Consider the following 12,176-nt stretch of genomic DNA (forward strand, 5'->3'; position numbering starts at 1 on the left):
GGCCCTCCGTGCCGGAAGGCCTCCGACGGCTCAGTAGCACCTGCGGATCCGCTGTCCCATCGGCTCCAGCATCTCCCGGCTCGGCGCTCCCCGCACGGCGCGGAGTCAGCCGCGCGGCCGCTCCAGGGTGAGCAGCAGACCCTCGACGGCGCCGGGACCTATGCGCCCCTTGACGTCGGCGGAGGTGATCGCCTTGAGCGCCCAGCCGTCCTCGGCGTGCTTGTTCAGGACCTTCTCCAGCTTGCCGCTGTCCAGCGCGTCGCCGATCAGCGACTCACGGAAGGTGACGACCTTGTACTCGTAGGTATAGGGGTTGCTCATGGCTGCGGGGCTCTCCTGCGTGTTGGATGGCATGGCCGGGACCACCCAACCACCGATCGCGGGCCCGGCACAGGGACGAACCGGACCGTACACAGAGCTTTGTTGAAACTTCATGAAGTGCCGGTCGGTGGCCCGCGTCCCCGTCCGGCCGGGCGGAGGGGGACAGCGATGGACAAGGCACCCGCGGAAGGTTCCGTACCGGGAACGGTGGACCGGCCCGCGAGCTTCGCGGACCTGCGCGCGCGTGAGTTCGGCTACCTCGACGAGGGTGGCCACACCTACCTCGACCACACGGGCGCCGGACTGCCGCCGCGCTCCCTCGTCACCGGCAGCGCGGAGCGGATCACCGGCGGCCTGTTCGGCAACCCGCACTCCGGGAGCCCGGCATCCCGCGCCTCGGGCCTCCTGCTCTCGGAGGCGCGCCGAGCCGTCCTGCGCCACTTCGACGCCGACCCCGCCGAGTACGCGGTCGTCTTCACACCCAACGCGACGGGGGCCCTGCGCCTGGTCGGCGAGGCCTACCCGTTCACCCGCGGCAACCGCCTCGTCATGTCGCTCGACAACCACAACTCCGTCAACGGACTGCGCGAGTACGCGCGGGCGCGCGGCGCCACCACGGCCTACGTGCCGGTGAGCGGAAGCGGCCTCCAGATGGATCAGGAGCGGCTGCTCGCGGCCCTGTCCGCACCGGGCCGGGGGATCCTGGCGCGCGCCGGAAGCGGCCTGTTACGCGGGCGCCTCGGCCCGTGCCGCGCGGCGAGCGGCGCCACCGGCCGCCGGGGACTGCTGGCCTACCCGGCCCAGAGCAACTTCACCGGCGTCCAGCACTCCCTGGACTGGATCGAGCGCGCGCAGCAGCAGGGGTACGACGTCCTGCTCGACGCGGCCGCCTTCGTACCGGCCAACCGCCTCGATCTCTCCACGTACCACCCGGACTTCACGGTGGTCAGCTGGTACAAGGTGTTCGGGCACCCGACGGGGATCGGCAGCCTGATAGCGCGCCGCGAGGCGCTCTCCCGGCTCCGTCGGCCCTGGTTCTCGGGCGGCACCATCTACGCGGTCAGCGCCCAGGCGCAGTGGCACGTCCTCGCCGACGACGAGGCGGCCTTCGAGGACGGCACGGTCAACTTCCTCTCCGTGCCCGACGTGACGGCGGGACTGCGCTGGATCGCGGACGTCGGGATGGACCGGGTGCACGCCCACGTCACCGCCTTGACCGGCCAACTCCTCAACGGACTGCGGGCGTTGCGGCACAGTGACGGATCCCCGATGGTCCGGGTGTACGGGCCCGACGACACCGCCGCCACCGACCGCGGCGGCACGGTCGCCCTGAACCTGCTCGGAGCGGACGGCGCCGTCGTCGACGAGCGGGTCGTCACCCGGGACAGCGCCGCGCGGGGCATCTCCCTGCGCACCGGCTGCTTCTGCAACCCGGGCGCCGGCGAGGCGGCGTTCGCCCTGCCGCTGCGCCGGCTCCACACGGCGGCACGCGGACGGCCCCGCTCCCTGGAGGAGTACCTGGATCTCCTCCAACTCCCCTCCGCCGGAGCCGTCCGCGTGTCGGTCGGGGTGTCCTCCCAGCCCGCCGACATCGCGACCTTCCTGGCCTTCGTCGTGGAGACCTACCGCGACCGCGTGCCGGGCAGCACGGGCCTGGCGGCGCGGACGGGGTGCTGACTCCGGAGGGCGCGCCGGTCGGGCTCGGGACGGTGGAGACGCAACTCCCCTCCGGAACGAGCCCCGTTGGTGGTTGTCCCAGGTGTTCGCGGCCGCCCGGGTGTCCGCGCCGGGCCGCTGCCCGGCGCGCGTTCACCGGCCGTCCCGGCTGCGGACGGCTCCCTCGCGGCACCGGCGGACCAGAACGGCCCACGCCAGGGTCGTGAACAGCAGCGCGAACCCGGCCAGGATCAGCCAGCCGCGGGCCGCCGGATGGCCGAACGAGCCGCCGTAGGAGGCCAGCAGCGGAGGTCCGAGCGGGGAGTCGCCGGTGCGCCAGAGCCTCTCCAGCCCCACGCCGCCGCCCAGCGCCTCGAACGCCCAGCGGTTCGTCATGGCCCAGCTGACGGCCTGCCCCGCACCGGTCATCCGGGGGACCGGCACGAACGCCCCCGAGAACAGCACCTGGGGAAAACACAGCAGGGGCAGCATGAGGGTCGCCTGACCGGGCTCCGACACCGCCGCGGACGCGAGAAGCCCGAGGGCCAGAGCGGCGGCCGAGGCCAGCACACTCGTCACGAACAGCGAGCCGTACGTGTCCCAGCCCGCCGGAGGCAGCCGGTCCACGGCGCGCAGGACGACCAGCAGCAACGCGTCCGCGACCGCTAGCGCGGGCAGCATGGTGGTCAGTTTCGAGGCGATGTACGGGCCGATCCGCAGCCCGGCCAGCCATTCCCTGCGCAGCACCGGCAGTTCGGTGCAGATCTGGAGCAGCCCGTAGGTCAGCCCGAAGAAGAAGGCGCCGAACGCGATCCAGAACATGATCATCGCGGTCGAACCCGGATCCGGCGACGCCGGATCGAAGGCACCGGCCCGGAACAGCACCGCGAACATCGCGACGATCATCACCGGCGAACCGGCCAGGACGGCGGCCGACAGCCTGCTGTGCAGCAGCAGCGCCGTTCCCCTGCGGGAAAGCAGCGCCCACTGCCGCAGGGCACCGACACGACTGCCGCGCGGGGCAGCGGAGTTCGTCCCGGCTCGTGGAGTCTCCTCCGGGGCGGTGCCCTCGACGCGCACGCCGTCGGCCACCGCCTCGTACACCTCCTCGACCGTGCCGACGCCGAACGCCGCGCGGAGAGCGGCCGGTTCACCCGCGTACGCGACCTGTCCGCCCGGGGCGAGGAACACGACCTGGTCGCAGCGGAGCAGGTCGGCGAGGACGTGGGTGGTCAGCACGACGGTGGTGCCGTCCTCGGCCAGCGCGCGCAGGGTCCGCAGCAGCGCCGCCCCGGTGACCGGGTCGAGTCCCGAGGTCGGCTCGTCGAGGAAGAGCACCCGCGGCCGGGTGAGCAACTCGACGGCGATGGAGGCCCGTTTGCGCTCGCCGCCGCTCAACGCGCGGACCGGCGTCGAGGCCCGGTGGGTCAGCCCCAGCGCCTCCAGGACCCGGTCCACGTCCGCGGCCACGGTCTCCGCGGTCGTGCCCGGCGGCATCCGCAGACCTGCCGCGTACCGGAGCGTCCGGCTCAGCGGCAGCTCGCGGTGGATGATGTCCTCCTGCGGCACGAAGCCGAACTCCGGCCCGGGCGCCCCCGGCCGGGCACCGTCGTGCAGCACCTCGCCCGCGGTGGGCGGACGCAGCCCGGCGAGCGTCTGGAGCAGCACCGTCTTGCCCGCGCCGCTGCTTCCGGCGATCACGGTCAGCCGCCCCGGCGCCACGTCGAACGACAGGTCGTGCAGGACGCGCCCGGCGCCGCGCACCGCCTGGGAGATCCGGCGCGCACCTACGCGCAGACCGTCGACCGGCGGGGCCGGTCCGTCCTCGGCGACGGGCGGACCCGGCTGCGTGGGTGTCGGCATGGAGGCAGCATGCCAGGAGCGAGCCGGGTTAGCGTGGGCCCCGGACGGGATCATGCGACGGCGGACTCGGAGGGCGGCGATGTGCTGGAGCGCGACGGCCGATCTGGTGGCCGGTGCCGGGATCGCGCTCGCGTACGCCCTCGTCGCCCACCCCGTGACGGCCGAGATCCGCGGCCACACCATGGGGTACGCCGTCCGGCTCGACCGGCCCGAACTCGTCATCGCGGGCTACCTGTTCGCCACAGTGGGCGCGCTGCTGCTCTCCGGTGACCGGGGCCTGCTGCTGATCGGCGCGCTCATGGGAGGTGGCGCGGTGATCTGCTGGGCCCTGTGGGAGCTGGAGTTCGTCTCCACCTGGTGCGCGTTCGCCGCGGTCGGCTCGGTGGCCCTGCTCGCGTGGGTCGCCTTCCGGCCGGGCGCCGACCGGCCCGCCGCGGTACGTTCCGGCACCGGCGGTTGACGCCGACGGGCGCGGGCACCCGTACGGCAGGACGGCGCACGCCCGGCCCCACCCGTGCGCGGTTCCTGCCGGAGCGACGCACGGTCTATTCCCGGTCATGGGGGTGCAGTCGGTACCAGGACCGGTGGTCCCCCGCACAGGAGGGGTCTGGTCGCGCCGCCGACCCCGGCGCACAGTGGACGCATGAACAGCACGCACCGGCCGACGACCAGGAGCCGTGTCACGCCCCTGAAGTCCCTCCTGGGAGGCACGTACACCCCGGGCCGTACCGCGGCCCGCCCCTTTCACCGGAAGACGTCGTCCGACTCCTCCCAGATCGACGGCTCGGTGAGCGCGGACTCGCGCGGGATCCGCGACGACGTCTGATACATCGCCTCGATCTCGGCCGCGTACCGCTGGGCGATCGCGTCCCGACGGAGTTTCAGCGAGGGCGTCAGCAGCCCGTTGGCCAGGTCGAACGGCTCGGCCAGGACGCGGAAGACCCGGATGGTCTCGGCGCGGGACACCGTGCTGTTGGCCCCGGCGACCGCACGTCTGACCTCCTCGCGCAGTTCGTTCTCCTCCCGCGCGTCCCGGGCCGCCGTGTCCCTGTTGGCCCGGGACGCGCGCCAGTGCGTCACGAACTCCGGGTCCAGCGTGATGAGGGCGCCCACACAGGGCCGGTTGTCGCCCACGACGGCGGCCTGGTGGATCAGCGGGTGGGCGCGCAGCCGCTCCTCCAGGGCGGCGGGCGCCACGCTCTTGCCGCCGCTGGTGATGATGATGTCCTTCTTGCGGCCGGTGATGGTGACATAGCCCTCGGTGTCGATCCGGCCGACGTCCCCGGTCGCCAGCCAGCCGCTGCGGAACGCGGCCCGTGTCGCCTCTTCGTTGTTGACGTAGCCCTGGAACACGGAGGGCCCCCACACGAGGATCTCGCCGTCGTCGTCCACCCGGATCTGGGTGCCCGGATGCGCGCGCCCGACCGTGCCGAACTTCTCCCGACCGACCGGCTGGGCGGTGATCCCGCCACTGGTCTCGGTGAGCCCGTACCCGTCGTGCACGAGGATGCCGATTCCGGCGAAGAACAGGGCGAGTTCACGATTCAGGGGCGAGCCGCCCGACACCGCGCCGCAGACCCGGCCGCCGAGCGTGCCGCGCAGTCGCCGGTAGACCGTCCTCTCGTAGAGCGAGTGCTGGAGCTTCAGATCGATGCCGGGACCGGGACCGGTGCCCAGCCGCAGCCGTTCCTCGGCGAGCGCGAAGTCCTGCGCCGTGCGTGCGGCCCGTTCGAACAGGGCCCCGCGGCCCGCTCGTTGGGAGGCGCGGAGGAAGTTCTTGTAGATCTTCTCGAAGACGAACGGGACGGCGTACAGGTAGGTCGGCCGGAAGGAGAGCATGGCCTCGGAGAGCGCTTCCTCGCTCAGATCGGGCTCGTGTCCCATCAGGATGCCGCCGCGCAGGCAGACGCCCTGGACCATGAGGCCGTACGCGTGCGAGAAGGGCAGGAAGGCGAGGACGGCCGGCTGTTCTCCCGGGGGCGCAGCGGTGTGTCCCCAGCCTTCGAGGACGGTGTCGCAGGGGCTGGCCAGGCTGCGGTGGGTGAGGGCGCAGCCCTTGGGCGGTCCGGTCGTGCCGGAGGTGTAGGCGATGACCGCGGTGGAGTCGGGCAGCACGATTCTGCGCAGCGAGTCGACGGCCGTCACCGGGATCGCGCGTCCGCGCTCGACCAACTGGTCGAGCGCCCCGGCGTCGAACTGCCAGACGTGGCGCAGGAACGGCAGTGCGGCGCACGCGGAGCCGACGGTCATGACCCCCTGCTCGTCCTCGACCACCACACCGACGCAGTGGGCGTCCCGCAGGATCCACGCGACCTGATCGTGCGAGGACGTCGGGTAGACCGGAACGATCTCGGCGCCCACCGACCACAGGGCGTAGCCGAAGACCGTCCACTCGTACCGTGTGCGCGACATGATGGCCACCCGGTCCCCGGGCCGGATGCCGGAGCGCACGAACCCCCGTGCCACGTCGACGACTTCGTCCCACAGCTCGGCGGCCGTCACCTGCGTCCAGAAAGCCGGTCGGCCTTCGGCGCGGCGGGCCAGCTGGGGAAGGTCAGGGGTGTCCCGCGCCGCGGCGTAGAGGCTGTCGGCGAGTCCCCCCTGCAGGCGTGCGGCCGGCGATGGAGAGAGATGGGACTGGTGCATTCGCCGCTCCGGGATTCTCCTCGACAGGACCTCACCCCCGGAGGCGCCGATGTCGAGGGTTCCCGAATGTAGCCCACCGGGGCGACGGCCGGGCCCTGTTCCGGCAGCCGTACCGCGGTCACCCCGAATTCGTTCTCCGCGCGGCCTCTTTTCGGCGCAGGGCGGCCGGAGAGTGCCTCGCGCCCGGCGGGATCGGGCGGACGGATTTCACGCCGTCGTCGGTTGCGGGCCGCGTTCCGCCCGTCGGCGCACGGACGCCAGCAGGCGTCGCGTCGCCCAGGTGTGACCGCCCGTTCCCACGACGAGCCGGCGGTAGAGGCCGCCCGAGGCGCCGGGGAACACGGCCCGGGTCTCGGCCGTCAGCATCGAGCGGCCCGGGCCGGTCCGCTCGATGCGGAAGAGGAGGGCGTAGGAGGAGAACCGGTGGCCGCCCTCCAGCACGAGTTCGCGTTCGGGGAGCGCCGAGGTCACGTGGAAGCCGGGGAGCGCGGAGCCCGCCGCCAGGGGACGCGGGCCGGTTGCCGCGCGGTCGGTACAGCCGACCAGCCGCGCGTAACCGGTGGCGCCGGGGCGGGCGCCGGACCGGTCGAGGACCTCGCACAGCGCGCGCCAGAGGACGTCGGGCGCCGCCTCGACGACGGTGGTGTGGTCGTCGACGTGCGGCAACGCGTTCCTCGGCATCCAAGCCTCCACGAGCGGGTCCCGGCCCCACGGGCCATGATGGCGCGCTCCGGGCGGGTGTGCCCGGCGCGGCGCCGGGGTGGACGGTGAGGGGGCGTCGGCCGGTCGGCGGCGTCCCCGGGAAGCCCCGCACGCCCGCCCCGGTGTCCGTGTTCCGTTGAACTATCCTCCGTTCGCCCTTTCGAGGAGAGGCCTCCGGCTGACAGACTCCGGAGGTGCCAGACTTCGACATGCTCGTCATCGGATCCGGCCCGGGCGGCCAGAAGGCTGCCATCGCCGCAGCCAAGCTCGGCCGTCGGGTCGCTGTCATCGACCGCCCCGACATGGTCGGCGGGGTCTCCATCCACACCGGGACCATCCCCTCCAAGACGCTGCGTGAGGCGGTCCTCTACCTCAGCGGCCTCAGTCAGCGGGACCTGTACGGCCAGAGCTACCGGCTCAAGGAGGACATCACCGTCGCCGACCTGACCGCGCGCACCGAACACGTGGTCAGCCGCGAGGTCGACGTCATCCGCAGTCAGCTGTCCCGCAACCACGTCGCCCTCTTCGCCGGCACCGGCCGCTTCGTGGACGACCACACCGTCGCGCTGGTCGAAGTGAACGGCAACGAGAGGCTGTTGAGCGCCGACCACATCGTCATCGCCACCGGTACGCGTCCGGCACGTCCCGACACCGTCGAGTTCGACGGGCGGACGATCATGGACTCGGACAACGTGCTGAACCTGGAGCAGGTGCCGCGCTCCATGGTCATCGTCGGAGCGGGCGTGATCGGCATGGAGTACGCCTCCATGTTCGCGGCCCTCGGATCCAAGGTCACGGTCGTCGAGAAGCGCTCCGGGATGCTCGACTTCTGCGACGTCGAGGTGATCGAGTCGCTCAAGTACCACCTGCGGGATCTCGCCGTCACCTTCCGGTTCGGCGAGACCGTCGCCGCCGTCGAGCGGCACGCCCGGGGCACGCTCACGGTCCTGGAGAGCGGCAAGAAGATACCCGCCGACGCCGTGATGTACTCGGCGGGCCGACAGGGCCTCACCGACGAACTCGACCTGGACAAGGCGGGGTTGTCCGCGGACCGGCGCGGCAGGATCACCGTCGACGAGCACTACCGCACCGAGGTCCCGCACATCTACGCCGTCGGCGACGTCATCGGCTTCCCGGCGCTCGCCGCGACCTCGATGGAGCAGGGGCGTACGGCGGCCTACCACGCCTGTGGTGAGCCGGTGAACCGGATGCACGACCTCCAGCCGATCGGCATCTACACCATTCCCGAGATCAGCTTCATCGGGAAGACGGAGGACCAGCTCACCGAGGACTGCGTGCCCTTCGAGGTGGGTGTGTCCCGGTACCGGGAGCTGGCCCGCGGACAGATCATCGGCGACTCGCACGGCATGCTGAAACTGCTGGTCTCGCCCGACGACCGCAAGCTCCTCGGTGTCCACTGCTTCGGCACCGGAGCGACCGAACTGATCCATATCGGCCAGTCCGTGATGGGCTGCGGCGGCACGGTCGACTACCTGGTCGACGCGGTCTTCAACTACCCGACCCTCGCCGAGTCCTACAAGGTGGCCGCACTGGACGCGACCAACAAGATCCGTCAGATCGACCGCCTCCGGGACTGACCGCGGCCGCGACGGACCGGGTCCGGCCCCGTGCGGGCCGGACCCGGTCCGCGAGCGGTGTCAGGGCAACGGGATGGTCACCTCGTCCTCGACGGGCGGATCGATCTCGTGGTCGAGGGTGCCCGTGGCGGAGTGGCAGCGCAGATGCACCGCGGACGGTGTCACGTCCAGCCGCAGGAAGCACTTGAAGAACGGCGGGCTGTACGTCGCCGAGCCCGGCGAGAACAACTGCGTGTACGTCTTGCGGACCGGGAGCCGGAAGTGCGCGTTCCGGTCGGGGCGCCGGCCTGCCCCGAGGAGACTGGCGACGACACGGATGCGGCGGGTGAGGCGGACGGGCTCACCCTGCGTGCGGGTCGGAGGGACGCCGAGCCGCTCGGCGATCACCGCCGTGGCCTCGGCCTCGGTGAGCGTGAAGAAGCGGGGCATCCGCAGCCGGCGCCCGTACAGTCTGCTGTAGAAGGCCAGGGAGTCGCCGCGCAGCGGGTAGCAGCGGAACTCCTCCTCGGTGACGTCGGCGACGGAGACCCGGGGGACGGTGTGCGTGGCGTGCATGAACGCCCCGCCGCCACCGGCGACGACGTACTGGATGGTGCGGCCGCCGTCCACCCGTACCGGATACCGCTGGTAGTTGTGGATGTCGCCGCCGATCGCGGCGACATAGTGGTGCTCCGGGTCGCGCACGATGGCGTCGACCGTGCCGCCGCCCTCGATGGCGCAGGGGTGGTGCTCGCCGTCGACGTACAGCGGGGACCCGGTCACCAGGATCTTGGGCCGCTCGCCCCGCGACACCTCGCGCAGCCAGCGGCCCTGCTCGGCGTCGATGGTCCCCAGCAGGCCCGTGTCGATCCCGATGATCCGCAGGGGTCCGGCGTCGATGGCCCAGTACGGCCCCGGCTGGACGGCCTGTTGGGACGGTTCGGAGCGCAACGCCCTCGCCTCGGCCAGGCGTTGTTCGTCGGCCGCACCCGGCGAGTGCCAGAGCAGCGATCTGAACCAGGCCCGGGTCAGCGGACGGGGACGCGCCTCCGGAGTCAGCGGCGGCGCCTCGCAGAAGACCCGCATGAAGCCCTGCAGGTCCTCGTACCAGTCGTGGTTGCCGGGTATCGCGTAGATGGGCGCCGGGTAGTCCCGGTACGGGCGGAAGAACTTCGTGCCGTAGTCCCCGGTGCTGCCCACCGGATAGATCACGTCACTGGCCAGAACGGCGAAGTCCGTCCCCTGACCGGCCTTCAGAAAGCCCGGCACGACGGCGTACTGAGGATCGTCGCCTTCACCGGTGTCGCCGATGACCATGAACGAGAAGTGGTCGGAGTCCGTGCGGCGGACGACCGCGTCGGCGGGTGCGCCCGCGGCCACCCGCTGCTCCACCCAACGACGCCGGGTCCGGCCCGTCGGATCCCCGAACCACGAGGCCAGCACGCCGTTGCGAGCAGGCCACAGCGTCCTCGGATCGAGCCAGGAGAGCTTCTCCACCCGGGCGGGCATCAGCCCTTTGTAGGTCCCGAGTTGAGCGTTTCCCCAGCCTGCGCCTTCTGCCGTGTCGCGTGAAGAGTGAGCCACGGGTGCACGGTAACAACCGATCTTCCGCGCACCCGGACCAGGGGTCGCCGCTCCGCGCCGGGCTCAGGCAGCCGGACGCCAGCCGAGCGCGGGGCCGAGCTTCGTGGCGATGTCGGTGAGGATCTGCACGTAGTCCTCGTGGGCGAAGGTGAACGGCAGTGCGAACGCGACCTCGTCGATCTCCTGGAACGCGGCCTGGGCGTAGAGCTGTTCGGCGATCCGCTCGGACGTCCCGACGATGTCCGGCGCGAACATCATGCGGGCCGGACCCTGCGGCGTCGTCGTGCGCGGCAGCCGCTCGCGGGCGTACTCCTCGTACCTCTCCCGCTGCGCCGGTGTGGCGCCGTCCGTCGGGATCACGACGAGGCCCTGGGAGACCCGGGCCCGGTCGCCGTCCGGGTGGGCGGAGCGGAACGCCCGGACGTGGCTGAGCTGGATCTCGGCGAAGGCCTCGGACTCCTCGGCCTTCACGACGCTGCTGGTCAGGAAGTTCATGCCGTGTTCGCCCGCCCACCGCGCGGACCGCAGGCTGCCTCCGCCGTACCACATCCGGCCGCCCAGGCCGGGGGAGTGCGGCTGCACGCGGTCGGAGAACACCTCGAAGCCCTCCACCCCGCTGAAGTCGGTGGCCGGCTTGCCCCGCACGAAGTCCAGCAGCCGCTCCACCCGCGCGTAGCCGAAGTCCTCCGACGCGGCGGTGTCCGGGTGGAGCGCGTGCTTCACCTGCTCGTAGTGCAGGGGCGGGCCGACGCTGACGCCCGGGTTGAGGCGGCCCCCGGACAGCACGTCCACGGTGGCCAGGTCCTCGGCCAGCCGCAGTGGGTTCTCCCAGCCCACCGGGGTGACGGCCGTCCCCAGCTCGATACGGCGGGTGCGCTGCGAGGCGGCGGCCAGGACGGCGACGGGCGAGGAGATGCCGTACTGGAGGTGGCGGTGCCGCAGCCAGGCGCTGTCGAAGCCGAGCCGTTCGCCCAGTTCGATGATCTCCAGCGTCGACTCGTGGCCCCGCCCGGGGTCGTTCGCGTCGAACAGCCCGATGGTCAGGAAGCCCAGCTTCCGCAAGGGACGTGAGGGCAGGGGCACGGGCTCCTCCAACGGTCGCGGCACGGTCTGCCGAACACCAGCGCTACCGCCGATTGTCGCAGGCGATCACCGTGGAACGCCCGGAGGGCCCGGCAGCTCACGGCGCTCCGGCACGGACGAGGAGCGGTCGTCCGGCACGGGACTTGGCGAAGGGACTGCGCGAGACCCGTCGCGCGTGGGACCGTGGACGCAGGGTCTGGCCCGTCACTCCCCCCGTGGTGACGGGCCAGACCTCTGCGCCGGCCCGCGTCACCCCGCAGAGGGGCGAGGTGAGCCGGATCCGGGGGGCGGGCGGTGTGCGCCCGCCGCTACTGGTAGCAGGGGGGGCCGCACAGCGGTGTGACCCTGTCGGTCCCGTCGGCACCGGCCGTCGGCCGGTCCCCCTGCGGCGCGACGGCCGGAACCCGGCTCGTCTCCCAGGGCATCGGGACCGCGACGGCCCGCGGGCCGACGGCGGTGAAAGCGGCCGCGGCGACGAACACCGCGGCGATACCACGTTTGCGCAGACCCATGACGATCTCCCCGAGACGAGCCGGGCGCCCCTCGGCGCGGTTCGCCTCGGGTGGGCCGCGGCGGCCCCGCCTCCTTGATGACATACGGGTCCACCCCGACGCCACATGATTCGACGGTGCTCGAATCGTCCGCACCGCGCCCTCCTCCACGAGGGGCCGGGCCCGCTGGACCGTGGGCGTCGTCACACGTGACAGGTGACGTGAACAAGCGCTTAGATAGTGAGTCCGAGCT

At 72.2% G+C, this 12,176-nt stretch carries 10 protein-coding genes; 3 read left to right on the plus strand and 7 right to left on the minus strand.

Features of this window, described 5'->3' with window-relative positions; genetic code table 11:
* Nucleotides 1-105 precede the first annotated feature (105 nt).
* A complete protein-coding gene (locus B0675_RS23290) occupies nt 106-321 on the minus strand; it encodes a DUF4177 domain-containing protein (RefSeq protein ID WP_081220757.1) in 216 nt (71 codons plus the stop codon).
* Between the two features lie 168 nt (nt 322-489).
* Here B0675_RS23290 and B0675_RS23295 point away from each other — a divergent pair, with 168 nt between their 5' ends.
* Complete coding sequence (locus B0675_RS23295; protein WP_081220758.1) at nt 490-1,998, plus strand: aminotransferase class V-fold PLP-dependent enzyme; 1,509 nt, start codon at nt 490-492, stop codon at nt 1,996-1,998.
* Nucleotides 1,999-2,130: 132 nt separating this feature from the next.
* On the opposite strand, the gene B0675_RS23300 is transcribed toward B0675_RS23295, so the two are convergent.
* Nucleotides 2,131-3,840, minus strand: coding sequence for an ATP-binding cassette domain-containing protein (locus tag B0675_RS23300; protein ID WP_081220759.1), 1,710 nt, complete (start codon nt 3,838-3,840; stop codon nt 2,131-2,133).
* 79 nt (nt 3,841-3,919) lie between these two features.
* Here B0675_RS23300 and B0675_RS23305 point away from each other — a divergent pair, with 79 nt between their 5' ends.
* Nucleotides 3,920-4,300, plus strand: coding sequence for a DUF6629 family protein (locus B0675_RS23305; RefSeq protein ID WP_179165349.1), 381 nt, complete (start codon nt 3,920-3,922; stop codon nt 4,298-4,300).
* 284 nt (nt 4,301-4,584) lie between these two features.
* Here the strand turns inward: B0675_RS23305 and B0675_RS23310 are convergent, their stop codons facing one another.
* Together B0675_RS23310 and B0675_RS23315 are read right to left on the minus strand one after the other, a co-directional pair.
* Nucleotides 4,585-6,486, minus strand: coding sequence for an AMP-dependent synthetase/ligase (locus tag B0675_RS23310; RefSeq protein ID WP_081220760.1), 1,902 nt, complete (start codon nt 6,484-6,486; stop codon nt 4,585-4,587).
* Nucleotides 6,487-6,693: 207 nt separating this feature from the next.
* Entirely contained in the window at nt 6,694-7,167 is a 474-nt protein-coding gene (locus B0675_RS23315) for a hypothetical protein (RefSeq protein WP_081220761.1), read from the minus strand.
* 215 nt (nt 7,168-7,382) lie between these two features.
* Here B0675_RS23315 and sthA point away from each other — a divergent pair, with 215 nt between their 5' ends.
* On the plus strand, nt 7,383-8,786 hold the full coding sequence (gene sthA / locus B0675_RS23320; protein WP_081220762.1) for a Si-specific NAD(P)(+) transhydrogenase: 1,404 nt from the start codon (nt 7,383-7,385) through the stop codon (nt 8,784-8,786).
* A gap of 60 nt (nt 8,787-8,846) precedes the next feature.
* Here the strand turns inward: sthA and B0675_RS23325 are convergent, their stop codons facing one another.
* From B0675_RS23325 to B0675_RS23335, 3 genes are all read right to left on the minus strand, one after another.
* Entirely contained in the window at nt 8,847-10,349 is a 1,503-nt protein-coding gene (locus B0675_RS23325; RefSeq protein WP_081220763.1) for a metallophosphoesterase, read from the minus strand.
* Between the two features lie 63 nt (nt 10,350-10,412).
* A complete protein-coding gene (locus B0675_RS23330; protein WP_081220764.1) occupies nt 10,413-11,432 on the minus strand; it encodes an LLM class flavin-dependent oxidoreductase in 1,020 nt (339 codons plus the stop codon).
* Nucleotides 11,433-11,740: 308 nt separating this feature from the next.
* Nucleotides 11,741-11,944 (minus strand): hypothetical protein, encoded by a 204-nt coding sequence (locus B0675_RS23335; RefSeq protein WP_081220765.1) that lies wholly within the window; start codon nt 11,942-11,944, stop codon nt 11,741-11,743.
* Nucleotides 11,945-12,176 lie beyond the last annotated feature (232 nt).

The sequence above is a fragment of the Streptomyces sp. M41(2017) genome (assembly GCF_002078175.1).
Taxonomy (GTDB): domain Bacteria; phylum Actinomycetota; class Actinomycetes; order Streptomycetales; family Streptomycetaceae; genus Streptomyces.